Origin of the sequence: Limnohabitans sp. B9-3 (assembly GCF_002778325.1) — a bacterium.
Taxonomy (GTDB): domain Bacteria; phylum Pseudomonadota; class Gammaproteobacteria; order Burkholderiales; family Burkholderiaceae_C; genus Limnohabitans; species Limnohabitans kasalickyi.
The window spans coordinates 308081-332830 of record NZ_NESI01000003.1; the positions used below are offsets into that span (position 1 = coordinate 308081).

The following is a 24750-nucleotide window of genomic DNA, read 5'->3' on the forward strand; positions in this document are numbered from 1 at the left end:
ATTCATTAATTTTCTGTGGCCTTAGTTTTGCGTGTTTTCTTGGCAGCCGGAACAGGCAGCAAGCTGGTGATGCGTTGGTACAGATCGAACAGGAAGGCCACGCGTTCGGCGTCGGAGGCGTAGGTCTTTTTGCCGCCGCTGGGTTGGTAGGCGGAGTCTACGGCGGTGTTTAGTTTTTGGTGGGCCTTGAGCAGGGCCGGGGGCATGGTCAGCGGGTCGTAGAGGTCGGCCAATGACGAGCTGGCAAATTGGGCGCGGGCGTCGAGCACGCATTGGGCGGCTTGTTCGATGGCGGTGCGGTGTTTGTCGCTGAGTGCCTCACCTGCGAAGCCGGGCCAGGGGTAGTTGTTGTAGACGATGGTGTTGGAGTAGCTGTAATCGCTTTTCAAACGTCCACAGGTGTAACGCATCCAGGCGTTGTGCATCGTGCTGGTGAGCACCCCAAAGGTCAACAGTGAGGCGTCGTCGACAAAGAAGATTTTGTCGCCGCAGATGACGTCACTTTCCAGATAGCCGATGGGGATGAATTGGCGGCGCTCGGAAGAAACTTTCGGGATGGCCAAATAGCGGTTGGATTTAGGTTGGCGAATTTCACCGAACAGGGTTGGTGTACTAGCCAGAGCGACGGTTGCGGCTTTGGTGCTGGCTTCGCGCATGGCGCGTACACCTTCGACGCGCTTGAGCACATGGGGCATGGCGCGAAGCTCCGCTGGTGGGATGTTGACCAGCCACAAACACCAGCGGCCAATGTTGTTGATGAATTCATCGCCCATCAAAAATGGGCGAATCCATTTCTCGGCTTTGGGTTCGACGGCTATCAACTCAGCTTTCTCATCATCGCTCATGAGAAGATTGCCGCCGTCAGTTGCTTTGCCGCCGTTGGCCATCGGGCTGACGTTGCAAACTGGTGTCGTTCGTTTGTTCAGAAAAACATCTGGCGCATCCACTAAATACGCATTGATGCGCTTGACAGGTACGGCATGCGGCAGACCTTTGATGTCTTCGTATTCGTAAATGGTTTTGACCGCTTGATCTTCTGGGCCAAACCCCACGATCACGCAATGCACGGCGGCTTTGCCGCTGGCCTCGTTGGTCCACTGAAACGTGCGGTGCGCAAAGTGGGTGTGCATGCCCAGGCGCTGCATCTCGCCCCAGAGCACGGCCACTTGTTCGCCTTGGGTGATGCTGTTGGTCGACACAAACGCGGCTTGTGTGCCCGTGCGCCCTTGCAGGTATTGCGCTACCAGCACGTACCAGCCGCACACAAAGTCAAGGTCGCCCGCGCCGTGTATGCCTTGCATCACCGCAGCTAGGTCAGCTTTTTGTTCTTTGCTTTGGTAGGTCTTGCCCAAGAACGGCGGATTGCCCAACACATAACTGCACCGCTGTGCAGGCAGCACGTCGTTCCAGTCCACGCGCAGGGCGTTGCCATGTTGAATGTGCGGCGTGCTTTTGAGTGGGATGCGCGCAAAGTACAAACCAAACTCCACGCTCACGCGCAGGTTCATTTGGTGGTCCACCAGCCACAGGGCCACTTGGGCAATTTGTGCCGGGAACTCTTCGATCTCGATGCCAAAGAATTGGTCCACGTTCACGCCAATCAGGGCATGCACGTCCACCGTCAGCTGGCCTTTGTGGGCGCTCAGTTCGTGGTCGGCCCGCAGCACTTTTAGCTCCAGCTCGCGCAGTTCGCGGTAGCTGATCACAAGGAAGTTGCCGCAGCCACAGGCGGGGTCAAAAAACGTCAGCTGGCGCAGCTTTTTATGAAACTCAAACAGCTTGTTGCGGTTGCCTTTGACACGCTCAAACTCGGCGTGCAGTTCGTCCAGAAACAGGGGCTTGATCAGCTTGAGGATGTTGGCCTCAGACGTGTAGTGCGCGCCCAAGTTGCGGCGGGCCTTTTCTTCCATGATGCTTTGAAACAAGCTGCCAAAGATGGCGGGGCTGATGGCCGACCAGTCGAGCGCACACGCATCCAGCAGCGCTTCGCGCATGGCGGTGCTGAAGTCGGCCATGGGCAAGGTTTCTTCAAACAGTTTGCCATTGATGTACGCAAACTTAGCTAGCTGTTCGTCGATGTGTTTGTTGCGGCTGGCTTCGTGCGTGTTGAGCACTTGAAAGAGCTGGCTCAAGCGCGGCCCTAGGTCAGAGCCATCGGGCGCGGTGCGTTCTTCTACAAAGTCACGAAACGATTGCGCGGGCTGGAAGATACCTGTGTCGTCGGCAAATAAGCAAAACAGCAAGCGCACCAGCAGCACCTCTAACGCGTGGCCTTCGTAGCCGCTGGCCTTGAGGGCGTCGTGCAATCGGCCTAACGCCAAAGCCGCTTTGATGTTGACGGGATCTTCGGCCCGAATGTCTTGCACCTTGTAGCCCGCCAACAGGCCAAACAGCTTGACGTGTTTGTGCAGGTGCTGAAGCTCAAACTCCACGGTTTCGCCGGTGGCCAAGATGCGCACGCGAAAGCGGGCAAAGTCACACACCACCACCAGTTGGGGCAGGTCGCGCTCGGGCAGGTTGTGCAGGTAGCCCACGGCTTGGGCTACTGCATCGTCGAGGTTTTTGCCGCGTGACTTGTGCTCCACCAACAGCACGCCCGGCCAAAACAAATCGACAAAGCCTTGAGCACCGCCCAGCTTTTTGACGTTCAGCTCAAAGGTGGCAACGCGTTTGTCGGTGATGCCAAAGATTTCAAAGAAGGCAATCCAGAAGGGTTTGGCTTCGCTGTCTTCGTTAGTTGCGTCGGCCCAGGTTTTGCTGAAAAGCAATGCTCTAGATTTAATCTCGTTCCAATTAAGACCCATTTAGTGCTCATTTAAAGAGCCTGAATAGTAATGGAAAGTTCTCTATTTTTTGGTTGAGGTAGCTCTAGAGGAGTAACTAAAGTGCCTATGCGCGGTCCGCCAGCTGACACATTACTTGGCTAGCCAATGGGTCAATCTCGAATCAGCTGGAATACTTCCCAAAGAGGGTCAAACATCGCGTCCCAATGGCCCAAGAAAAAATGCCAGTCAGTTGTTTAACTGACTGGCATTAGCTGCATAGCTGGCTTTTTCATGCCTGCATCTGAATTGCGAATGTTGCTTACTCAGGTTTAAAGCCTGCGCCCTTTAACAATTCTGCGTTTTCGGTGATGTACTTTCCTGTGTACTTCTTGAATTCATCGACTGACTCTACGACGGGCTCAATGCCGAGCTGTTCGAAAGCGCCTGATTTAGTGAGTTGACGAACTGCTTCGTTGGCTGCTTTATTTAAAAATTGAACGCGGTCATCAGGCGTAGCTTTGGGCGCCCAGATCCCGTACCAAGATTCGGTGACAAATTTTGGATAACCACTTTCAGAGGCGGTGGGCACATTGGGCATCACAGAACTTCGGTTTGCAGAGGTGACGATGATGGGTTTCACCTTGCCTGCTTTAGCCATGGATTGCAGCGAAATGATGGAGTCAATCAAGATTTGTGAATGTCCGCCAGCAACATCGGTCAGTGCAGGCGCTGTGCCTTTGTAGGCGGTCATTGTCAGATTCAGATTTCCTTCTTTGGCAAACATCAACGTGGCCAAATGACTGGCTGCACCTAAGGCGGGCAAACCAGCTGTCCACTTGTCTGGATTTTGCTTGGCCGCATCCATCACTTCTTTCAGTTTCGTTTGTGGCAACGTCGGTGCAATCACCATCAGCAATGGGGCTTCGCCCACACGTGCGACATATGAGAAATCAGTCAGCGGGTCATAGGGCGGGTTTGAAATGACCAGCCTTGTCAAAGCGTGTGTCGACGCTGAGAAAAGCAAAGTCTGACCGTCAGGTGTAGCAGTTTGAACAAACTTTGCGCCAATTGTGCCGCTGGCACCTGGTTTGTTCTCCACCACGATTGAAGCATTCAAATTTGATTGCATCTGCTTCGCAATCAATCGAGCGGCATTGTCTACGCCACCACCAGCAGCAAATGGCACGATTAATTTAATCGTGCCATCTGGAAATTTTGTCTGCGCAGATGCAAATGCTGTTGCTGTCAGCAAAGCAATGGACAGTATTTTTTTTCTCAATGTAATCATGTTTGTCTCCAGTCAAATTTTGAACTCACACCAGCTTAATCTCTGTAAGCTTTGCGCCATGCGGAAGAGCCACCAAATAAAGGGGCCTCAGGCGCAGGGCCATGGAGCTTGACATATGACTCAATCGTTTTCGTCATACGTGGCAGCAACCAATTAGTCACAGATTCACTCACGTCCGCATCATCTTCCAAGCGGCTCAAGATGTTTCGAATGGCTTTGTTTTGTGAAGCAATAGGGCCGGGTGCAAGCAAAAAAGCCACGACATCTGTCTGGCCTAGTCGTTCACTTTCCGCCCATAAATAGTCTGCGATGTCGAGCTCGAAATCTTCGAGCGTGACACTCATGCCACTCATCGTGCATGAGCATCCCATGGCAACGTGCTGACCTGACAACCGATTCCAAAGACCGGAGAGGTAAGCAGCTTGCTGTTGGGATGCCGTCATTTCAAATAACTCAGGCAAGGGCTTTGCTTCGTAATTGCTGCGTCTCAGATGGCTTCACTTCAAAGTTGTCATCCAAAACCACGCCGTAGAGTTTTTCAGCAGCTTCGCGACTGACATAGCCTTCGCGCGCGTCATGTGCTACTGCATCTGCATCACGTTTGAATGGGCTGCCAAAGCCACCGCCACCACCAGAAAGCATCTTGTAGGCATCGCCGCGTTCTAGACGAACGTTGAAGATTTTGGCGTTGGGCAAATCTGAGCTCCACTCACCTTTGTGGCGAATGGCAATGCCATTGCCAGCGGCTTCTCCGCCGCCCTCTAAGCCCCAAGGTTTGCAATGCATGCGGTCGATTCGTGTGGTCACAGAGAACGGCGATAGCGCCTGCACCACCATTTCCGCGCCTAAGCCACCACGGAACTCTCCTGCGCCTGCGCTGTCTTCACGAATTTTGTAGCTTTCCACGAGTACAGGGTATTTGGCTTCGAGCTGCTCAGTTGGGCTGTTGTGCGTGTCGCCATCGTTGATACACACCGTGACAGAGACGCCGTCTTCACGGGACTTGGCCCCCCAGCCACCGCCCAATGGACCAATGCCCACAATGAACAAGCGACCATCCTCAGGCGAGATGCCATGAATATTGGGGAACACCAAATCTGCATGGTGGCCAGCAATGGCGCGGTGAGGAATCGCTGGTGCGAGTGCTTTGAAAATGGTGTCGATCACAGTCATTGGAAATGTCATCCACACACGCATGGGGTAGGGACGTTCAGCACTGATGACCGTACCCATCGGCATGATGACCTTCAGAGGTCGAAAGCTGCCGTCGTTGACGGGGTAGTCTGTCGGCGTGGTCAAACACTTGTAGGCGACTTGCGCACACGCAATACCTGTCGTGAAGCCAGAGTTGTAGAAACCCTTGACTTGCTTGCTGACATCCGATAAGTCGATTTCCATCTCATCACCCTTGACGGTGACTTTGACGCGAATCGGAATGCGCTTGCCAATTTCTAAACCGTCGTCATCCATGAAGGATTCAGCTTCATACACACCATCAGGAATGGTTAATGTGTTTTGACGAGCCAGTGCTTCAGATGCGTCCATGATCTGAAGAATGGACGCTTGTATGTCTTGGTTGCCATAGCGTTGCACCAGTTCGAGGAATCGACGCTCACCTGTGGTGATGGCTGTGATCTGTGCACGCAAGTCGCCCAAAGCACGCTCGGGCATGCGAACGTTCATGGCAATGATGTCCAATAAGTCTTGGTTCACTTTGCCCGCAGATTGATACTTGACGATAGGAATCTGGATTCCTTCGGAGTAAATATCAGTTGTGATCTGACCCAAGCTGCCGCCCACATCTAACCAGTGCGCCATGCAACAGGTAAAGCCAATCAGCTCACCCTCATGGAACACAGGCATCGTGAATGTGAAGTGGTTCAAGTGGCTGCCTGTGGTGTAGGCATCATTGGTCACCAAGATATCGCCGGGATGGATGTTTTCATAACCAAAGTGACGAATCTTGGACTTGACTGTTTCAGACATGCCGCGAATGAACATCGGCAATCCCAAACCGATCGAGACGGTATCCCCCTCCTTGGTGAATAGACCGACCGTGAAATCCAACGCTTCATAAATGATGAGGTTGTATGCCGTGCGCATCAAATTAGTTTTCATCTCCTCAGTCACAGCAAACAAGCCGTTACGGATGATTTCCACAATGACTGGATCAACAGCCTGTGCATTTGCGTGTTGTACTTGTGTCGTGTTCATGAGCGATCACTTCCGATGGAAATTTGAAGGTTGCCGTATAGATCAACTTTGACGCTATCGCCTGGTTGAACGACGGTGGTGGATGCGTGCTCTTCCACCAGCGCTGGGCCGTGAAACTCATTGCCGCTCTTGAGCAAATCGCGTCGATACACGGCCGTGTCAACAAACTGACCTGCACTGCGGAAATAGACGGGCTTGTGCGCACGCAAAGCTTTCGCATCGGGAGCGGCTTGACCTGATTCCACGACGTTGCGAGGTGGTTTTTTCATACGTCCTAAAACGGTGACGCGCAAGCTGACAATATCCGCTGCTTCTTTGGGGGCAGAGGTTCCGTAGCGAACTTTGTGAACTTCGTCAAAATGATTTTTGATCGCCGCACGGTCTTTGCTGAAAAAAAACTCGTGAGGCAAGTCGACTGTCACCGCATGCTCTTGGCCGACATAACGCATGTCTGCAGCACGCTCAAAGGTAATTTCTTCTGGACGAATTTGTGAAGCGCCAATTGCTGCACGGCCTTCGTCTTCCATCTCTTTGTAGTAGGTCTCGATCTCATCAAATGACAAGCTGTCTAAGCGGCGGAACACAGAGCGGACATAGTCATAGCGCAAGTCGCTGAACAACATCCCATAGGCGGAGAAATAACCAGGCGCATGTGGAATCAAAACCTTGCGGATACCAATTTCACGCGCAATGGCAGAGGCGTGCAGTGGGCCTGCACCGCCATACACCACCATGGTGAAACTGCCAGCATCAAGACCTCGCTCTGTCGTTACAGCTTTAACAGCATGAGACATTTGTGTCACAGCGATACGCAAAATACCATCGGCAGCCTTGGTGGCATCTAAGCCCAAAGGTTTGGCGATCTTGTCTTCCATGGCTTGCTTAGCGCGGTCCAAGTACAACGGCATTTCGCCGCCGAGGAAGTTGTGCTCATCCAACCGACCCAAAATCAAGTTGGCATCTGTCACGGTTGGCTCAGTGCCATCGCGACCGTAGCAAACGGGGCCTGGCATGCTGCCCGCAGATCGGGGACCGACGCGCAGTGAGTTACCCAGCTCAACGCGGGCGATAGAACCACCGCCCGTGCCAACTTCAAAAATGTCCATCATTGGGATCTGAATAGGCAAAGCCTTCTCATACCCACCGATGAGCGCACTACCTGTCGTCAGTGGACGACCTTCACTGATGACACCGGCTTTCGCAGTTGTTCCACCCATGTCAAAGGCAATGGAATCTGGCATCCCAAGTTGCGCGCAAATCGCTTGCGCACCAATCACGCCTGCAGCAGGGCCAGACTCCAGCATGCGCACGCAATCGCGGCGAGCATGCTCTACAGGGAACAATCCACCAGTGGATTGAACGGCATAAAAGTCACCTTCAAACCCTTTGTCGCTCAAGTGATGCTCTAGCTCACCGAGATACTCTGATACACGGGGGCCGACATATGAATTTGCTACGGCAGTCGATACGCGCTCAAACTCGCGGTACTCCTGCGATAACTCGTGCGATGCCGTCACAAACGCACCAGGAATTTCCTCTTGCAAAATGGCCTTGACGCGACGCTCGTGGTCTGGATTACGGTAAGAATGCAGCAACAGCACAGCAACTGCTTCAATCTGTTTCGCTTTCAGTTCTCGTGCAAGTCCACGCACAGCTTCTTCATCTAATGGCTTGTGCAAGGAACCATCTGCACGCAAACGCTCTGACACTTCATAACGCAATGAGCGCGGAACCAGTGGCTCATGCTTTGAAAAGAACAGGTTGTAGGCGTCTGGTCGATTCACGCGGCCAATTTCATAAATGTCGCGAAAGCCTTCTGTGATTAGCAAAGCGGTTTTTGCACCGTTACGCTCAAGCAAGGTATTTATCACAATGGTTGAGCCGTGCAAGAACAGATAACCATTACTCAAATCAATGCCAGCACCATCTAAGGTATTTTGAATACCTGTGACCAGTTCGCCATGGGTTGAGAGTGCTTTACCGAATGAAATTGCACCTGTTGACTCGTCAAAGCAAGCCATATCTGTGAATGTGCCGCCGATGTCGACGGCAATTCGTAAAGAGTTTTTTGAACCAGACATTGGTGATTCCTTTAAGCGGCGTTTGAAACTACGTTGCGTAGGGTGCCTAAGCCAGTGATTTCTACTTCAATCACATCACCTGCTTTCATGTAGAGAGGAGGTTCGCGACGATCGCCCACACCACCAGGTGTCCCTGTGGCAATGACATCACCGGGCGAGAGGTTCGTAAATCCAGATAGGTATTCGATGATCACGGGCAAGGTGTAAATCAAGTCAGCTACGGATGCATGCTGCATAACTTCACCGTTGAGCCGAGACTCCAAGGTGAGCTTGTTAACGTCGGGAATTTCTTTGCTGGTGGCCATGAAAGGGCCCAGTGGGCCTGTCAATGGAAAGTTTTTACCGGGAATCCATTGGTGTGTGTGACGCTGCCAATCGCGTGCTGTGCCATCGTTGAAGCAGGCGTAGCCAGCAATGTGATCAAACGCTTGTGCTTGGGTGATGTTGCGACCACCTTTGCCAATGATGACGGCCAATTCACCTTCAAAGTCAAAGCGCTGAGTTTCTTTGGGGCAGGGTAATGGTGCATTGTGGGCTGTCAGGCTATCTGCAAAGCGCGTGAAGATAGACGGATATTCGCTGTCTGTCCGCTTAGTTTCGGCCACGTGAGATTTGTAGTTCAAACCGATGCAGAAAATTTTGCTTGGATTAGGAATTACCGGCAATAGATGCGCTTGCGATGCAGTCACAGCTTTGCCGATTTGGCGAATTAAGGCTTCACATTCATCGAGTTTTTTAGCGGCAATGACGGATTTCAAATCTGGATATTCAACTTGAAATGCTTGGGGGACTTGTATCCAGTTGCCCTCATCCTTCCAGAGACCGTAGGACTGTTGACCGGCAATTTCAAAACTGACAAAGCTCATTATTTTTCCTTCGATATATGGCACCGACCATCGGTGCTTCTGAACAATGAGCGCGAGTTTATGGATGGACACACCATCTGCATAGAATGAATTCAGAGATTTCAGATATGCCTAAAACGGCATAACGAAGAGGTGACTATGCAAATTAATGATTTACGACTATTTATCGAGGTCGCTGAGCTTGGTAGCTTTACGAAGGTTGCGTTGCAAAGAAACACCGTTCAATCGCACATCAGCAGACAAATCAGTGATTTTGAGAAAACCTGTGGAGGTGCTCTGTTCAGACGAACGGGCCGAGGTGTTGTTTTGACAGAATTTGGCGAACATGTTCAGCAGCGTGTGCGAGGGTGGCTCAAAGACAGCGATGAACTTTTTTCCGACATACGTCAAACGTCCAAATTACCAATGGGAGAAGTGAGGATTGGCGTTCTTCCCTCGGCCGCACATCCTTTGATGACGCATATCTTCAAGCGTTTGCACCATGAGTATCCAAAGATCAAACTGAATATTCGTGAGGGCCAGGGCAGCGAATTAGATGCTCTGTTAGATACCGGAGCGGTTGATATGGCGATCTTGTTTCGTTATGAAAAACCAACGGGAAGCGATGAAACACTTTTGTCCACGGCTAATACATACCTTGTTTCGTGCCCAGGTCTTTCATTGACCTACCCAGATACCGTTGACTTCAAACGTCTTGAAGGGCTACCACTGGTTTTACCAAGACGCCCTTCGCATTGGCGATCGATCTTGGATGAAACAGCAAAAAGCAAGGGGTTCAGTTTGCTTGCTGAAGTTGAGGCTGATTCTTTGCGCGTGCAAAAGGAAATCATCGCAGCTAACCAGCATATGTATGCTTTGCTTGGTCCATTCTCTGTTGACGATGAGCTACGTACTGGAAAATTGCAAGCTGCAAAGGTCATCGCTCCAGACCTCAAGCGCTATGTCACGCTTGCCCATCCAAAACAAGGACATTTCACACAAGCCAGTCGAATAGTTTCTCAGCTCATCAAAGAAACGGTGGGAGGGTGGAAGGGGCAATTGATCAGCCTAACGGGTCCAGGGTCTGCGGGCACTTCACGCTGATCCGCTGCCACGAAGGCGCATCGCTCACGTTCAGCAGCGTGTCTTTGGCTTCTAGCTTGGCCGCACTCAAACATCCACCCCACACACAGCCATCGTCCAAGCACACCACCTCTGGGCGGCTGGCCGAGCCCATGGTGGACCAATGGCCAAAGGCGATGCGCACATCAGCTGTCAATCGGCCGGGCACATCAAACCAAGGCATCAAGTGCGCGGGCGCTTTGTCTGCGCTTTCTTTCACGCTGAAGTCCATCGCTCCCAGTGCATCACAAAAGCGCAAGCGGGTGAGGGCGTTGACGATCACGCGCAAGCGGTCTGCACCCTCTAGGTCATCACGCCACACATTGGGCAGACCGCCATACATCTGCGGCATGAACTGCACCCAGTCATCGCTGCGCAGCACGGCTTCGACTTCGCCCGCCAGCGCCATGGTCTGCGCCGCTGTCCATTGCGGCAGCACGCCCGCATGCACCATCAGCACGTTGCCCACATGTAGGCCCAAGTGTTGGTGGCGCAGCCAGTGCAACAGCTCGGCGTTGTCGGGCGCGGTCAAGATGTCTTGGATGGTGTCTTGCTTGTTGGGTTGGCGCACGCCACGTGAGACGGCGAGTAAATGCAAATCGTGGTTGCCCAGCAAACATTGGGCACTGCTGCCGTAGCCTATCAAGCGGCGCAGCACGCCGACGTTGTTGGGGCCGCGGTTGACCAAGTCGCCCAGCACGTACAAAGTGTCACGGCTGGGTGAAAACGCGACATGTGCCAGCAAGCGCTCCAGGGCTTCATCGCAGCCTTGGATATCGCCAATTAAGTAAAGTGCCATGGTTTTCGAGCGACTGTCTCAAGCGTCGGTGAATGAGCAACTGACGTGGCCCAGCACGCCGAAATCGACAGCCACCGTGTCGTCGGCTTGGATCTCCAAGGGCACCACGCAGGTACCGGTGGTGACGACTTGTCCAGCGGCCAATGTGATGCCCAGCTTGGACAGTTCATTGGCCAACCAAGTCAGGGCCACACGCGGGTCACCCAACACGTTTGACCCGATGCCATTGCGCGTATACCGCGCGCCGACTTTGGCAACGACGCGGTGCGAGGCCAAGTCGAGTTCGCGCCATAGGTCAGGCGCTTTGGGGCCGAGCACAAATTGGTGGGCGCAGGCGTTGTCTGCGATCAGTTGTGGCGCACCCACTGTTGCGAAATCTGCATAACGTGAGTCGGGTATTTCGATGGCCAGGTGAAGCGCAGCCACTGCGGCAAGCACTTCTTCCACGTCATAGGGCGTTTCACGCGGCGGGAGATCGTGGCCCATGCGAAAGGCAAACTCTGCTTCGGCCACGCGCATGCGGTTGGCACCCAAGGGCACCGCACTGCCATTGGGGTGCACCATCTCGGCCAGTAGGCGACCCGCCATCGGTCCGTCTACACCGATGTGTTGCTGGCCTGCCGCACTGGTCGCCGCGATTTTCCAGCCAAAGAGTGGTTGTTGACTGAGGGCTTCTAAGTAAGCCTGAACCGCATAGCCCTCTTCGCGATTCGCGGGGCGAAGTGCGGGCGGCAAGGCCTCTAAGGTGGTGCCTGCTTGCCAATGGCGCGCGAGCATTTCAGAGGCTGTTTGGGTTGACGTGGTATCCGACATAGCAATCCTGTCTCAAACTTCATCGATGAGCGCGAGTTTAATGCGCAGGTTTGCACGCGACCAATCAAGTAAAGTGACAGGGGTGAACCGTCTTCAATTCTTAATCTTGTAGTGCCGCGCATGGATGTTCTTCTCATCGTTTTTCTGACGCTGCTCAATGGCGTGTTTGCCATGTCGGAGATGGCGCTCTCATCGAGCCGCAAGGCGCGCTTGGCCGCGTTGGTCGAGGCGGGCGACAGCGGCGCACGCGCAGCATTGGCCTTGATGGCGCAGCCCACGCAGTTTTTATCGACCGTGCAAATTGGCATCACGTCCATCGGCGTGTTCAACGGCATCGTGGGTGAGGCTGCTTTCAGCGATGGCCTGTCGGTTTGGCTAGCGCATCACGGCGTGGCCGAACGCTTTGCAGAAGGCTTGGCCACCGCCTTGGTGGTCACGCTGATCACGTTCAGCACCATCTTGTTTGGTGAACTGGTGCCCAAGCGCATTGGTCAATTGTTTCCTGAGGCCGTGGCTCGCGTGACTGCGCCGTTGATGCTGGCGTTGGCCACCGTCGCCAAGCCTTTCGTCTATTTTTTGTCGGCGAGCACAGGCGCTATTTTGAAACTTTTGCGCATTGACGTAGACGGCGCACGAACGGTCACCGAAGAAGAAATCACAGCCAGTTTGGTCGAGGGCGTGGATGCGGGGGTGATTGAGCAGCACGAACACCAAATGGTGCAAAACGTGTTCAACCTTGATGAACGCACACTCACGTCCATCATGGTTCACCGCTCGGACATTGAATGGCTGGATGCCAAAACATCCGTGCCTCAAGCGCTGGCGCAGGTCGGCGCTGAAGGTGCACACTCTTGGTACCCCGTGTGCCGAGGTGGCTTAGACGATGTGGTGGGGGCGATCAGCGTGTCGCAGCTGCTGCGCTTGCCGCCCAACACCGACATGACGGTGGATCGGTTGGCGCAGCCCGTGTCGTTTGTGCCTGAGACCTTGAGCGGTTTGGATTTGTTAGAGCAATTTCGCCGCCCAGCCGAGCGGGCCACCGCGCATGGGCGCATGGTGCTGGTGGTGGACGAGTACGGCGTGGTGCAAGGCTTGCTGACCCCGCGTGATTTGTTAGAGGCCATCACGGGCGAGTTGTTGCATGCCGCTTCCGCCGATGAGGCATGGGCCACACCACGGCCCGATGGCAGTTGGTTGATTGACGGGTTAATGCCTGTCAGCGAATTCAAGGCACGCCTGCAAATTCGCGAGCTGCCTGATGAAGACCGTGGTATCTACAACACCGTGGCTGGTTTGGTGATGGCAATTTCAGGCCATTTACCCAAGGTGGCCGAGCGCGTGGCGTGCGGGGATTGGATGCTGGAAGTGGTCGATTTGGATGGTCGTCGCATCGACAAGTTGCTGGTTACCCGCGTCGTTTGAATGGCACTTGGTAGATCCAGACTGGACGGCCATCGCGGCTGTCCACCATGGCGTGAGGCACCAGCTCACGGGCCTCAAACTCTAGGCTCACCAGCCACGCACCTCGTTTCAATTCAGCCTCTGCTTTTTCAACGGCTCTGGGCATGCTTTCTGGGCGCTGAAACAAATACACCATGTCGTAGCTGCTCCAGTCGGCCAACCAAATATTGCCCTGGCGAATGCGCGCAAAGCCGCAGCGCAAGGCACTCAAAATGCGCAGCGGCCAGCTCATTTCTAGGCCATTCAAATCGGCGCGTGGGTAGGCGTCGCGCAGGGCGATCAGGCCATCACCTAAGCCGCTGCCTGCATCCAAAATCCGTGCACCACCCAGCAGCCTGATGTGGTCGGGCAAATGTTTGAGCGCCTTTTTCGGTGTAGGAAACAAAGGCGCGTCTCGCCAAGCTTGGCGAGGGTAGACCAACACAATCAGTCCCAGCAGTAGCAGCCAGATCCATGGCGGCATGTGCAAGTGGGTCGACGACACCATGATGGACAGCGGAAATCCCAGCACGATCAATGCTTTGCGCATGGGCGTGCTGCCAAACTTGCTCAAAAATCCACCCCAAAAAGCGGCGACGACCAGGGCGATGGTTTCGCTCAGCCCGGTCATTTGCAAGGCTTTGAAGATGAGCCACGATGAACCCCAAGCAAGCAGGGCAGGGGCAGGCCAAGTCATGAATTTCATAGGTCAGAATGATAGGGCTAACGCGACAGGTCTATATGACGTTTCGCCTGAAAATACCCGTTAGAAATCAGATCACGCAAAACCACGATGACGTCCTCCTACTCCCAGCCCTTGGCCTCTGCCGATCAGATGCGCGACGCTATTCGCCGAAAAGGTCAACTTAAAGGTCGGCAAGCCGATGAGGTATCCCTGCAAGAGGTGCGGGCCTTGGTGGGCGTAGCACCCCATCGCCGCGACTTGTTGATTGAGTATTTGCACCAACTCAACGATGCTTACCGCTGTTTGCACGATCGCCACTTGGTGGCTTTGGCCAAAGAGATGAAGCTGCCTATGGCCGAGGTGTTTGAGGTGGCCACTTTCTATCACCACTTTGAGGTGATACGTGGGGACGAGGTGGCGCCTGGCCTCACCGTGCGTGTGTGTGATGGCCTGAGCTGCGAGCTAGCGGGTGCCAAACAGCTTCTTGAAAAATTACCCGCTTTGTTGGGGCGTGCCGATGTGCGCGTCATCCCTGCGCCGTGTGTAGGCCGATGCGAACAAGCGCCTATTGCCGTTGTGCACCAAAACCCGATTTCGCATGCCACGCCTGAACGCGTACTTGCCGCTGTGCAAACCAACCAAACCCATCAAGTGATGACCGAGCATGTGGGTTTGGACGAGTATGTGGCTGATGGCGGCTACCGCTTGGTGGCTGACCTTTATGCAGGAAAAACCGATGCCGAGCCCGTGCTCAAAGCCATGGAAGATTCTGGCCTGCGCGGCTTGGGCGGTGCAGGTTTTCCGGCGGGGCGCAAATGGCGCATCGTGCGCGAGCAACCCGCGCCGCGTTTGATGGCCGTCAACATTGACGAGGGCGAGCCCGGCACCTTCAAAGACCGCACTTACCTTGAGCGTGACCCGCATCGCTTCTTAGAGGGCCTGTTGGTCGCGGCCCATGTGGTGGGCATTGACGCTATATATATTTACTTGCGTGACGAGTACCACGGCTGCCGCGAGCTGCTGACGCAAGCGCTGGCGCAGTTGCAAGCCAACCCACCTTGCCCCTTGCCGCACATCGAGTTGCGCCGAGGCGCTGGCGCCTACATCTGCGGCGAAGAGTCCGCCATGATTGAAAGCATTGAAGGCAAACGCGGCGAGCCGCGCATGCGTCCGCCCTACATTGCGCAAGTGGGTTTGTTTGGCAGGCCCACCCTCGAGCACAACTTTGAAACGCTGTATTGGGTGCGCGACATCGTGCAAAAAGGCTCCCAGTGGTTCAGTGGCTTTGGCCGACACGGTCGCCAAGGTTTGCGCAGTTTCAGCGTCAGCGGTCGTGTCAATCAGCCGGGTGTCAAGTTAGCACCAGCGGGCATCACCCTCCAAGAGTTGGTTGATGAGTATTGCGGCGGCATGTTGGACGGTCATCAGCTGTATGCGTATTTGCCCGGCGGCGCGTCGGGCGGCATTTTGCCCGCGCGTATGAACGACATTCCACTCGACTTTGACACCCTGCAGCCCTATGGCTGCTTCATTGGTTCAGCGGCGGTGATTGTGCTGAGCCAACACGACTCGGCGCGCGACGCAGCCATCAACATGATGAATTTCTTTGCGCATGAAAGCTGCGGCCAGTGCACGCCGTGTCGTGTGGGCACCGCCAAGGCGGCGCAACTCATGCAGGCCAAGGTGTGGGACAACACCACCTTGGAAGACCTGAACCAAGTGATGACCGATGCCTCGATTTGTGGTCTGGGCCAAGCTGCGCCCAATCCCGTGCGTTGCGTGCAAAAGTACTTCTCAGAGGAGATCGTTTGAATGAACGCCTCAATCAAACCTGCCGCTTTGATGCCGCAAACGGTTGAGTTCAAGCTCAACGACCAAGTGGTGCAAGCCTACGAGGGCGAAACCATTTTGAAGGCGGCGCAGCGTCACGGCGTCGACATCCCGCATCTTTGCTACAAAGACGGTTTGCGTGCCGATGGCAACTGCCGCGCTTGCGTGGTGGAGATCAAAGGTGAGCGCACCTTGGCGCCGAGTTGCTGCCGCACGGCGACTGCGGGGCTGGAAGTTTCGGTCAGTGAGCGGGCGGTGAAGAGTCAGAAGATGGTGTTGGAGATGCTGCTCTCTGACATGCCTGATACGGGCTACAAATGGAACGATGAAGGACAACACGGCGAGTTGAGCGAGTGGACTGCTCGTCTGGATGTCAAAGTCCGTCCAGAGCTAGATGCATTGCGTCGCGAACAACCTGCCTGTGATGTGTCTCACCCCGCGATGGCTGTGAACTTGGATGCCTGCATTCAGTGCAACCGCTGCGTGCGCGCATGCCGTGAAGAACAGGTCAACGACGTGATTGGCTACGCGAACCGTGGCGCACACAGCCAGATCGTGTTTGATTTGGATGACGCTATGGGCCACAGCTCGTGCGTGGCTTGCGGCGAGTGTGTGCAAGCTTGCCCGACAGGGGCTTTGATGCCAAAGAGCCAAGTGGGCTCGCAAGTGGTGGATAAAAAGGTGGACTCGGTGTGTCCATTCTGCGGTGTGGGGTGTTTGCTGACCTACAACGTGAAGGACAACAAAATTGTCAGTGTGGACGGCCGCGATGGCCCCGCCAACCACAACCGTTTGTGCGTGAAGGGCCGTTTTGGGTTTGATTACATCCACAACCCACAGCGCTTGACCGTTCCGCTGATTCGCAAACCCGGCGTACCCAAAGACACTGAAGCCATTGCTCACCTTAACCGCGACGCAGCCGATTGGTCAGAGGTGTTTCGCGAAGCCACTTGGGACGAGGCCTTGGCTTTGGGGGCAGGCAAGCTCAAACAGCTGCGCGACACGCACGGCAAAAAATCGCTGGCGGGTTTTGGTTCTGCCAAGGGCAGCAACGAAGAGGCGTATTTGTTCCAAAAATTGGTGCGTACCGGCTTTGGCTCGAACAACGTGGACCATTGCACGCGCTTGTGCCACGCCTCCAGTGTGGCCGCGCTGCTTGAGGGTGTCGGCTCGGGGGCCGTGAGCAACCAAGTGAACGATGTGGAACATGCCGGCTTGATTTTTGTCATCGGCTCCAACCCCACGGCCAACCACCCCGTGGCCGCCACGTGGATGAAGAACGCGGCCCAACGTGGCGCCAAAATTGTGCTGGCCGATCCTCGCGTCACCGACATTGGCAAGCACGCTTGGCGCACCTTGCAGTTCAAACCCGACACCGATGTGGCCATGCTCAACGCGCTGATTCACACGGTGATTGACGAAGGTCTGGTGGACGAAGATTTCATCCGCACCCGTGCCAACAATTACGAAGCCTTGAAAGAAAACGTCAAAGGCTACAGCCCTGAAGCGATGGCGCCGATTTGTGGCATTCCCGCTGAGACGCTGCGCGAAGTGGCACGCGAGTTCGCCACCTCCAAGGGCTCGATGGTGTTGTGGGGCATGGGCGTGAGCCAGCACATCCACGGCACCGACAACGCGCGTTGCCTGATTGCCTTGGTCACGGTGACCGGCCAAATCGGCAAGCCCGGTTCTGGCTTGCATCCTTTGCGCGGTCAAAACAACGTGCAAGGTGCCAGCGACGCTGGCTTGATTCCGATGATGTTCCCCAACTACCAACGCGTCACCAACAAAGCGGCGCACACATGGTTTGAAAAGTTTTGGGACACACCGCTGGACGACCAGCCCGGCTACACCGTCGTCGAAATCATGCACAAAGCCTTGGCCCACGACAGTGACCCACACAAAATTCGCGGCATGTACGTCATGGGTGAGAACCCCGCCATGAGCGACCCCGACTTGAACCACGCCCGCCATGCCTTGGCGTCGCTCGAGCATTTGGTGGTGCAAGATATTTTCATGACCGAAACCGCATGGCTGGCCGACGTGGTGCTACCCGCCACCGCATGGCCCGAAAAAACCGGCACGGTCAGCAATACCGACCGCATGGTGCAGTTAGGCAAGCAAGCCATTGATCCCCCCGGTCAAGCCAAGCCCGATTTGTGGATCATTCAACAAATTGCCAAAGGTGTTGACCTGACTTGGAATTACCCAGGCGAGTACGACGGCGTGGCCGAGGTTTACGACGAAATGCGCCAAGCCATGCATGCGGCCATCGGTGGCATCACTTGGGAGCGTTTGCAGCGGGAGTCCAGCGTGACCTACCCCTGCTTGAGCGAAGAAGACCCCGGCTCACCCACCGTGTTCATTGACAGCTTTGCGACCGACGATGGCCGTGTGCACTTGGTGCCTGCCGACATCATCCCCGCCAACGAGCGCCCAGACAGCGACTATCCCTTCGTGTTGATCACGGGCCGCCAACTGGAGCATTGGCACACCGGCAGCATGACGCGTCGCGCCACCGTGTTGGATGCGATTGAGCCCATAGCCACCGCGTCCATGTGCGGCGCAGACATGCAGCGCCTGAAGGTAGGGCCGGGCGACGTGATCACCATCGCCTCACGCCGTGGCCAGGTGACCTTGCATGTGCGCCGCGACGACGGCACACCACAAGGGTCGGTCTTTGTGCCGTTTGCTTATTACGAAGCTGCCGCCAACTTGATGACCAACGCGGCGCTTGATCCGTTCGGCAAAATTCCCGAATTCAAATACTGCGCGGTGACCATTCATGGCGGGGGTAAGTTGCCAGAAAATGTGGGTTTTGGCGTAAACCCTGCTTTGGACAAACATCCATCATGAAAGCTCGTTTAGTCATCATCGGTTACGGCGCCATCGCAGCAGAGTTAATCGGCCGCTTGCGCGAAAAGCATGGTCCCGATTGCGAGGTGGCTGTGCTGTTGCGCGCAGACTCACCTTCGCGCAGCAAGCTGCCTTCAGGTGTGGCATCTCTGACGAGTTTGGATGAGGTGCAGCAGTTCAAACCCGACTTGGTGGTGGAAGCTGCGGGTCACCATGCTGTGCACCAGTATGCGCATGCGTGTTTGCTGGCAGGCTTGTCGTTTGTGGCGGTCTCCGTGGGGGCTATGGCCGATGAGGCGTTTTTCAACCAGCTTTGCCAAGCAGCCGAGCAAGGTGGGGCGAAGTTGATTTTTCCGAGTGGTGCCATTGGCGCGTTGGACTACATCCGTGCCGTACGCGATTTGCCCGACACCAAGGTGGTCTATGAATCCCGCAAACCGCCATCGGCATGGGCCGACGAGTTGCAACGTTTAGGCATTGCGCAGCCGTTGACCGAGGACGTGGTGTTATTTGATGGCCATGCGCGTGAAGCGGCATTGCGCTATCCCCAAAACCTGAATGTGGCGGCCAGTTTGGCTTTGGCGGGGACGGGCTTTGAGCGCACGTTAGTGCGCATCGTGGTAGATCCTCAAGCCAAGGGCAACACACACCTTGTGCACGCCACAGGCGCGTTTGGTGAGATGCATGCTGACATCACCAACCGTCCATCACCGGACAACCCCAAAACATCCTGGGTCGTGGGCTTGAGTTTGTTGGCGACGGTGGAGCGCCACTTTGCGCCCGTGGTGTTTGGCTAAGTTACACCGCCAAATAACGCTCACGCACACTGGCATCTTCACGGAACGCGGCGGAGTCGCCAGACCACACGCAGCGGCCTTTTTCCATCACATAGTGCATGTCGCACAGCGTGATCAGTTGCTGCATGTTTTTGTCGGTCACCAAGATCGACAAACCTTCGTTGCGCAGCACTTTCAAAGCGGCCCAAATCTCTTCGCGGATCAAAGGCGATAAACCTTCGGTGGCCTCGTCCAAGATCAGCAGCTGTGGGTTGGTCATCAAGGCACGGCCAATGGCCAGCATTTGTTGTTCCCCGCCCGAGAGCTGGTTACCAAAGTTGTTTTGACGTTCGGCCAAGCGTGGAAAGAAGGCGTACACGCGTTCTAAGTTCCAGGCCTTGTTGCCTGCACGTGCAGGGCTTGCGGTGGCCACCAAGTTTTCCCAGACGGTGAGGTTAGGAAAAATCTGCCGCCCTTCGGGCACCAAACCAACGCCCAGTTGTGCCACGCGATGGGGTGGCAATGCGTGAATGGCTTGGCCTTGCCACAGCACCTCGCCTTGCCACAGCGGCAACAAGCCCATGATGCTTTTGAGGGTGGTGGTCTTGCCCATGCCGTTGCGCCCTTGCAAGCTCACGCATTGGCCCGCTTGCACACACAAGGCCATGTCAAATAGCACTTGGCTGCCACCGTAGCCGTTGGTGGCTTGCCGAATTTCTAACAGCGGTGTACTCATGCGTTCAGCGCCTCATCGCCCAAATAAGCTTCACGCACGATGTCACTGTTGCGAACAGCGTCGGGTGTGTCGCACAGCACCACTTGGCCATAGACCAACACGCTCACCTCATCCGCTAGCGAGAACACGGCATGCATGTCATGCTCGATCAACAGGATGGCAAACTGCTGGCGCAGACCTTGCAGTACTTCAATCATGTGTTGCGTTTCTGCTGGCCCTAAGCCTGCCATGGGCTCATCGAGCAAAAGCACGTCGGGTCGAGATGCCACAGCCATGGCCAATTCAATTTGGCGTTGCTGACCGTAAGACAAGTTACTCACGCGCTGTTGGCGCACAGCCAGCAAGCCCAGCAGTTCTAACACGGCGTCGCTGCGTTCGACCAATTCACGTTGCGAGGTGGCCGCCTGCCAAAAATGAAAGTTGTGGCCTTGTGCAGTTTGCACGGCCAGCAACACGTTTTCTAAAGCGGTGAATTCAGGAATGACCGAGTTGATTTGGTACGAGCGCCCCAAACCTGCGCGCGCACGCTTGGCCACCGACCAGTGCGTGATGTCTTGGCCTTTAAGAAAAATTTGCCCCGCATCGCTGCGCACTTCACCCACGATTTGGTTCACCAAGCTGGTTTTGCCTGCGCCATTCGGGCCAATCAAGGCATGGATTTGTGCTGCTTGCAGGCGGATGTTCACATGGTCAGTCACGCGCAGACCGCCATAGTTTTTGACCAAGCCGCGTACCTCTAACAAGTTGCTCATCTCAACGCTCCTCCAGCAGGCCCCAGAGCCCGCGCTTGAGGTAAATCACGATCAACACGATCAGCGGGCCCAAGATCATGGGCCAGCGCTCCGTCAATAATTTCAAACCCTCTTCGGTTAGGAGCAGCGCAAAGGCGCCGACCAAGGGCCCAAACACGCTGCCCATACCACCCAAGAGCACCATCACGATCAGCTCGCCCGAGACCGCCCAGGTCATCATGGCGGGCGACACAAAGCCCGTGAGGTTGGCCAAGAAAAAGCCTGCCAACGCGCACAAAACCGCCGAGATCACATAGGCCGTGATGCGGTAGGGCAAGCTGCGTGCCCCCAAGGCCTGTACACGTCGATCATTCACTTTGGTGGCGCGCAATACCAACCCAAAGCGCGAGGCCACCACATGTTGCAACACCCACAACGCCAACAGCACGGTGATGAGCAGCGACACATAAATGGCAAATTTGTTGCCGGTCAAAAAGCCGAAGTCACTGAGTTGCTGCAAGCTGATGCCATCGTCACCCCCAAAGGCTTTGAGGCTGACGAACACGTAATAAAACAGCTGCGCAAAAGCCAGTGTGATCATGATGAATGCAATGCCCTGTGTGCGCAGTGCCACCCAACCCAAAGGCGCGGCAATCACCACGGTGACGATCACGGCCGTGGCCATGTGCAGCCAACCTGAGTGCATCCCCAAGCTCGACAAGATGCCTACGGCATAAGCGCCCAAACCGATGTACATGGCATGGCCCAAGCTCACCATGCCGCCAAAACCCAGCGCCAAATTTAAGCCCAGCGCTGCCAAACCAAAAGCCAAGATGCGACCAAACAAGGTGAGGGCATACACGTCTTGTGTGAACCACGCGTACACCGGCACGGCGGCCAAGGCGGTGATGAGCAGGCCAGCCAATAAGGTACGCAAACGGGTGTGTGATGTTGCTTGCGGGGTACTCATTGTTGACGAGCCTTCACCGGAAACAGGCCATCGGGTTTGAACGCCAGCACCAAGACCATCAACAAATACACCAGCATGGAGGCCAGGGCCGGACCTGCGGCATTGGCCACGGAGGCGTCAAACAATTCACGCAGCCAAATTGGCAGCAACACGCGGCCCATTGTGTCGACCACGCCAACGACCAAGGCGCCTAGGAAAGCACCGCGAATCGAGCCAATGCCGCCAATCACGATGACCACCAAGGTCAACACCAAAATCGGCTCGCCCATGCCTGGCTGGATGGACAAAATCGGCCCCACCATTGCGCCTGCTAGACCGGCCAAGCCTGCGCCCAAGGCAAACACAAAACGGTTGAGCCAGCCAATATTCACGCCCAACGCTGACACCATCTCGCGGTTGCTCGCGCCTGCACGAATCAGCATGCCAATGCGCGTGCGCTCAATCAGCGCATACAAACCCACAGCCACGCTCAGGCCCACGCCGATGATGGCGAATCGGTAAGCGGGGTAATTGAATCCAAAAATTTGCACCGAGTTCGACAGCGCCTCAGGCGTGTCCATGAACAGCGGTGAATTGCCCCAAGCCCAGCGCACAAATTCGTTGCTGAACAACACAATGCCAAAGGTGGCCAGCACTTGGTCGAGGTGGTCTCGCCTGTGCAGCACAGCCAACCCGCCGGCATCCAGCAGCGCGGCCAAAACAAACACGCCTACCGCAGCAGCCAGCAAGGCGAGAGCGAACGAGCCTGTGGCCGCAAATACCAAAGCGGCAAAGTAAGCGCCAAACATATAGAGTGCGCCGTGGGCGAGGTTGATGAAGCTCATGATCCCGAAGACCAAGGTCAGCCCCGCCGCCATCAAAAACAACAGCACACCAAATTGCAGCCCGTTGAGGCCCTGTGCCAACAGCAAATTGAAACTCATGCGATCTTTAAAAAATAACCGGGGTTTGCCTCACAGCCAACCCCGGTGTGTAGGACAAGACAGTGCTTATTTCAGTGGGCATTCATTCACATAAGGATCGGCCAAGTCTTTGAGGGGGGTTGAAGAAGTTTTCAGAGAAACACGGCCTTGTGCATCCTTGGCCACTTCAAACACGTGCATGTCTTGGATAGGGAACCCGTTTTTGTTGAATCGGAAATTGCCACGCACTGACTTGAAATCGGCCGCACGCAAGGCGGCTGTCAACGCCGCTTTGTCACTGGCTTTGCCACCTGTTTTCTTCAAGGCGCTGTCGATCAACAACGCTGAGTCGTAAGACTGCGCGGCGTATTGCGAAGGAATGCGGTTGTACTTTTTCTCAAAGTCGGCCACAAACTTTTTGCTCGCTGCGTTGGTGAAGTCTGGGCCCCAGAAGGTGCCCGAGATCACGCCGAGCGCGGTTTCTTTCAGTGCAGGAAGGGTCGAGCCATCCGTGGTGGACACCGACAGCAAAGGAATTTGGCCCAGCAAACCGGCTTGGCGCATTTGCTTCACAAAGTTCACGCCCATGCCGCCTGGGTAAAACACAAACAAGGCGTCAGGCTTCGCCGCTTGCATTTGTGCAATTTCAGCCGAGTAGTCGGGTTGGTTGACGGTGGTGTACACCTCGCCCGCCACGCCACCTTTGAAGTAGCGCTTGAAACCTGCCACGTTGTCTTTGCCCGATTGGTAGTTGGGCGCCATGATGTAGACGTTTTTGAAGCCTTTGTCGGTGGCGTATTTGCCCACCACTTCAGCCTGCATGTCGTTTTGCCAAGAGGTGAAAAAGAAGTTGGCATTGCACTGAGCACCAGCCAAGGGGGCAGGGCCAGCGTTGGAGCCGACGAACACCGCTTTGCCATCGGCCAAGGGTTTGGCCACGGCCATCATCACGTTAGAGAAGGTCACGCCGGTGACGATGTCAACCTTGTCGCGCTCGATGAACTTACTGACGATTTGCACGCCCAATTCAGGCTTGAGTTGGTCATCTTCTTTGAGCACTTCAATGGCTGCGCCGCCCAGCTTGCCGCCTGCGTGCTCCACCCCCAACATGAAACCGTCGTACATGTCTTGGCCCAACGAGGCTGCGGGGCCTGACAAGGTAGACATGAAACCAATTTTCACTTGGGCAGAGGCCGATGTGGTGGCGAATGCGCAGGTGGCAATGGCTGCTGCGCAAATGGCTTTGAGGGTGCGTTGTTGCATGAGCTGAGTCTCCGGTGTGGTTCAAAAAATCAAAGGGCCGTGTTGGGGAAATTATGTGCGCAACGTTGGTGCCAAGTTTGCCAGTCTCTACCAGCATGAACCGTACCGCAATTCGGGCATGTGCGTTGGGTATCTGTGGTGTCGTAAAACGAAGCAAAGGCTTTGGGTAAATCTTCCACGATGCTCTGCAGTTGCAACTCGCGGCGTGCCACCCTGTGGCCGCATTCGGCGCAATACCACTCGAAGGCATCGATCTGGCCCAGAGGGCGGGTGCGTTCAATCACAGTGCACAAGCTCCCCGCTTCAGGGCGTTGGGGAGAGTGGCGCACAAAAGCGGGCAACAAAAACACATCGCCTTCGCGCAGATGCACGCGTTCAAACTTGCCGCGATCGGCAATCAGCAAAGAGGCATTGCCTTTGAACTGGTGAAAATACTCTTCAAACGGATCAACATGAAAGTCGGTGCGTTGGTTGGGTCCGCCCACAACGGTGCAAATCAAATCGGAATTTTTCCAGATTTGCTGGTTGCCTACCGGCGGCTTGAGCAAATTGGCGCGTTCATCGATCCAATTCTGAAAATTCAACGGTGCGCTGTAGTGGTCCACGCGTGGGATCTCATGGGCGGAAGACATAA

At 55.2% G+C, this 24750-nt stretch carries 20 protein-coding genes; 5 read left to right on the forward strand and 15 right to left on the reverse strand.

What is annotated here, in order from left to right:
* Positions 1–5: 5 nt before the first annotated feature.
* The 6 genes from B9Z42_RS06880 to B9Z42_RS06905 form a co-directional block, all read right to left on the reverse strand.
* A complete protein-coding gene (locus tag B9Z42_RS06880; RefSeq protein WP_100132601.1) occupies positions 6–2804 on the reverse strand; it encodes a DNA methyltransferase in 2799 nt (932 codons plus the stop codon).
* 280 nt (positions 2805–3084) lie between these two features.
* Complete coding sequence (locus tag B9Z42_RS06885) at positions 3085–4053, reverse strand: tripartite tricarboxylate transporter substrate binding protein (protein ID WP_199171998.1); 969 nt, start codon at positions 4051–4053, stop codon at positions 3085–3087.
* A 35-nt stretch (positions 4054–4088) separates the two neighbouring features.
* Entirely contained in the window at positions 4089–4514 is a 426-nt protein-coding gene (locus B9Z42_RS06890) for a hypothetical protein (protein WP_158235919.1), read from the reverse strand.
* Positions 4507–6267, reverse strand: a complete 1761-nt coding sequence (locus B9Z42_RS06895; protein WP_100132603.1) for a hydantoinase B/oxoprolinase family protein — start codon at positions 6265–6267, stop codon at positions 4507–4509. Before B9Z42_RS06895 ends, B9Z42_RS06890 begins: the two co-directional genes overlap by 8 nt.
* Positions 6264–8348, reverse strand: coding sequence for a hydantoinase/oxoprolinase family protein (locus B9Z42_RS06900; protein ID WP_100132604.1), 2085 nt, complete (start codon positions 8346–8348; stop codon positions 6264–6266). Before B9Z42_RS06900 ends, B9Z42_RS06895 begins: the two co-directional genes overlap by 4 nt.
* Positions 8349–8359: 11 nt before the next feature.
* Positions 8360–9214, reverse strand: coding sequence for a fumarylacetoacetate hydrolase family protein (locus B9Z42_RS06905; RefSeq protein WP_100132605.1), 855 nt, complete (start codon positions 9212–9214; stop codon positions 8360–8362).
* A 138-nt stretch (positions 9215–9352) separates the two neighbouring features.
* On the opposite strand from B9Z42_RS06905, the gene B9Z42_RS06910 reads away from it, so the two are divergent.
* A complete protein-coding gene (locus B9Z42_RS06910; protein WP_100132606.1) occupies positions 9353–10297 on the forward strand; it encodes a LysR family transcriptional regulator in 945 nt (314 codons plus the stop codon).
* Here B9Z42_RS06910 and B9Z42_RS06915 read toward each other — a convergent pair.
* Complete coding sequence (locus B9Z42_RS06915; protein WP_100132607.1) at positions 10257–11114, reverse strand: symmetrical bis(5'-nucleosyl)-tetraphosphatase; 858 nt, start codon at positions 11112–11114, stop codon at positions 10257–10259. The two genes, B9Z42_RS06910 and B9Z42_RS06915, sit on opposite strands and share 41 nt — an antisense overlap.
* Positions 11115–11132: 18 nt before the next feature.
* Positions 11133–11927, reverse strand: coding sequence for a 2-keto-4-pentenoate hydratase (locus tag B9Z42_RS06920; RefSeq protein ID WP_100132608.1), 795 nt, complete (start codon positions 11925–11927; stop codon positions 11133–11135).
* A 120-nt stretch (positions 11928–12047) separates the two neighbouring features.
* Between B9Z42_RS06920 and B9Z42_RS06925 the strand changes: the two genes are divergently transcribed.
* The gene (locus B9Z42_RS06925; protein ID WP_100132609.1) at positions 12048–13349 is read left to right on the forward strand and encodes a hemolysin family protein; all 1302 of its coding nucleotides are present in this window, start codon (positions 12048–12050) and stop codon (positions 13347–13349) included.
* On the opposite strand, the gene B9Z42_RS06930 is transcribed toward B9Z42_RS06925, so the two are convergent.
* Positions 13333–14064: a class I SAM-dependent methyltransferase gene (locus tag B9Z42_RS06930; protein WP_233203553.1), complete on the reverse strand. Its 732-nt coding sequence runs from the start codon at positions 14062–14064 to the stop codon at positions 13333–13335. The genes B9Z42_RS06925 and B9Z42_RS06930 overlap by 17 nt on opposite strands.
* A gap of 96 nt (positions 14065–14160) precedes the next feature.
* On the opposite strand from B9Z42_RS06930, the gene B9Z42_RS06935 reads away from it, so the two are divergent.
* From B9Z42_RS06935 to B9Z42_RS06945, 3 genes are read left to right on the forward strand one after another with little or no spacing between them, the layout of a single operon-like run.
* Positions 14161–15864 (forward strand): NADH-ubiquinone oxidoreductase-F iron-sulfur binding region domain-containing protein, encoded by a 1704-nt coding sequence (locus B9Z42_RS06935; protein WP_233203554.1) that lies wholly within the window; start codon positions 14161–14163, stop codon positions 15862–15864.
* Entirely contained in the window at positions 15865–18738 is a 2874-nt protein-coding gene (gene fdhF / locus B9Z42_RS06940) for a formate dehydrogenase subunit alpha (RefSeq protein ID WP_100132612.1), read from the forward strand. It begins immediately after the preceding gene.
* Complete coding sequence (locus B9Z42_RS06945) at positions 18735–19535, forward strand: aspartate dehydrogenase (protein ID WP_100132613.1); 801 nt, start codon at positions 18735–18737, stop codon at positions 19533–19535. The genes fdhF and B9Z42_RS06945 overlap by 4 nt, the downstream gene beginning before the upstream one ends.
* 1 nt (position 19536) lies before the next feature.
* On the opposite strand, the gene B9Z42_RS06950 is transcribed toward B9Z42_RS06945, so the two are convergent.
* The 6 genes from B9Z42_RS06950 to B9Z42_RS06975 form a co-directional block, all read right to left on the reverse strand.
* Positions 19537–20250, reverse strand: a complete 714-nt coding sequence (locus B9Z42_RS06950) for an ABC transporter ATP-binding protein (RefSeq protein WP_100132614.1) — start codon at positions 20248–20250, stop codon at positions 19537–19539.
* Positions 20247–21002, reverse strand: coding sequence for an ABC transporter ATP-binding protein (locus B9Z42_RS06955; protein ID WP_100132615.1), 756 nt, complete (start codon positions 21000–21002; stop codon positions 20247–20249). The genes B9Z42_RS06950 and B9Z42_RS06955 overlap by 4 nt, the downstream gene beginning before the upstream one ends.
* A gap of 1 nt (position 21003) precedes the next feature.
* Positions 21004–21951 carry a branched-chain amino acid ABC transporter permease gene (locus tag B9Z42_RS06960; RefSeq protein ID WP_100132616.1) on the reverse strand — a complete coding sequence of 316 codons (948 nt, stop codon included), beginning with the start codon at positions 21949–21951 and terminating at the stop codon, positions 21004–21006.
* Entirely contained in the window at positions 21948–22874 is a 927-nt protein-coding gene (locus B9Z42_RS06965) for a branched-chain amino acid ABC transporter permease (RefSeq protein ID WP_100132617.1), read from the reverse strand. Before B9Z42_RS06965 ends, B9Z42_RS06960 begins: the two co-directional genes overlap by 4 nt.
* A 66-nt stretch (positions 22875–22940) precedes the next feature.
* Positions 22941–24116: an ABC transporter substrate-binding protein gene (locus B9Z42_RS06970; protein ID WP_100132618.1), complete on the reverse strand. Its 1176-nt coding sequence runs from the start codon at positions 24114–24116 to the stop codon at positions 22941–22943.
* 29 nt (positions 24117–24145) lie between these two features.
* The gene (locus B9Z42_RS06975) at positions 24146–24748 is read right to left on the reverse strand and encodes a 3-hydroxyanthranilate 3,4-dioxygenase (RefSeq protein WP_100132619.1); all 603 of its coding nucleotides are present in this window, start codon (positions 24746–24748) and stop codon (positions 24146–24148) included.
* Positions 24749–24750: the final 2 nt, after the last annotated feature.

Excerpts from the sequence above, each read along its gene's own strand:
- B9Z42_RS06945 (WP_100132613.1), top strand. The coding sequence starts at position 18,735 with ATGAAAGCTCGTTTAGTCATCATCGGTTACGGCGCCATCGCAGCAGAG.
- B9Z42_RS06885 (WP_199171998.1), bottom strand. The coding sequence starts at position 4,053 with ATGATTACATTGAGAAAAAAAATACTGTCCATTGCTTTGCTGACAGCA.
- B9Z42_RS06910 (WP_100132606.1), top strand. The coding sequence starts at position 9,353 with ATGCAAATTAATGATTTACGACTATTTATCGAGGTCGCTGAGCTTGGT.
- B9Z42_RS06900 (WP_100132604.1), bottom strand. The coding sequence starts at position 8,348 with ATGTCTGGTTCAAAAAACTCTTTACGAATTGCCGTCGACATCGGCGGC.
- B9Z42_RS06880 (WP_100132601.1), bottom strand. The coding sequence starts at position 2,804 with ATGGGTCTTAATTGGAACGAGATTAAATCTAGAGCATTGCTTTTCAGC.
- B9Z42_RS06950 (WP_100132614.1), bottom strand. The coding sequence starts at position 20,250 with ATGAGTACACCGCTGTTAGAAATTCGGCAAGCCACCAACGGCTACGGT.
- B9Z42_RS06935 (WP_233203554.1), top strand. The coding sequence starts at position 14,161 with ATGACGTCCTCCTACTCCCAGCCCTTGGCCTCTGCCGATCAGATGCGC.
- B9Z42_RS06930 (WP_233203553.1), bottom strand. The coding sequence starts at position 14,064 with ATGACTTGGCCTGCCCCTGCCCTGCTTGCTTGGGGTTCATCGTGGCTC.
- B9Z42_RS06965 (WP_100132617.1), bottom strand. The coding sequence starts at position 22,874 with ATGAGTTTCAATTTGCTGTTGGCACAGGGCCTCAACGGGCTGCAATTT.
- fdhF (WP_100132612.1), top strand. The coding sequence starts at position 15,865 with ATGAACGCCTCAATCAAACCTGCCGCTTTGATGCCGCAAACGGTTGAG.
- B9Z42_RS06925 (WP_100132609.1), top strand. The coding sequence starts at position 12,048 with ATGGATGTTCTTCTCATCGTTTTTCTGACGCTGCTCAATGGCGTGTTT.
- B9Z42_RS06915 (WP_100132607.1), bottom strand. The coding sequence starts at position 11,114 with ATGGCACTTTACTTAATTGGCGATATCCAAGGCTGCGATGAAGCCCTG.
- B9Z42_RS06895 (WP_100132603.1), bottom strand. The coding sequence starts at position 6,267 with ATGAACACGACACAAGTACAACACGCAAATGCACAGGCTGTTGATCCA.
- B9Z42_RS06975 (WP_100132619.1), bottom strand. The coding sequence starts at position 24,748 with ATGTCTTCCGCCCATGAGATCCCACGCGTGGACCACTACAGCGCACCG.
- B9Z42_RS06905 (WP_100132605.1), bottom strand. The coding sequence starts at position 9,214 with ATGAGCTTTGTCAGTTTTGAAATTGCCGGTCAACAGTCCTACGGTCTC.
- B9Z42_RS06970 (WP_100132618.1), bottom strand. The coding sequence starts at position 24,116 with ATGCAACAACGCACCCTCAAAGCCATTTGCGCAGCAGCCATTGCCACC.
- B9Z42_RS06960 (WP_100132616.1), bottom strand. The coding sequence starts at position 21,951 with ATGAGTACCCCGCAAGCAACATCACACACCCGTTTGCGTACCTTATTG.
- B9Z42_RS06955 (WP_100132615.1), bottom strand. The coding sequence starts at position 21,002 with ATGAGCAACTTGTTAGAGGTACGCGGCTTGGTCAAAAACTATGGCGGT.
- B9Z42_RS06920 (WP_100132608.1), bottom strand. The coding sequence starts at position 11,927 with ATGTCGGATACCACGTCAACCCAAACAGCCTCTGAAATGCTCGCGCGC.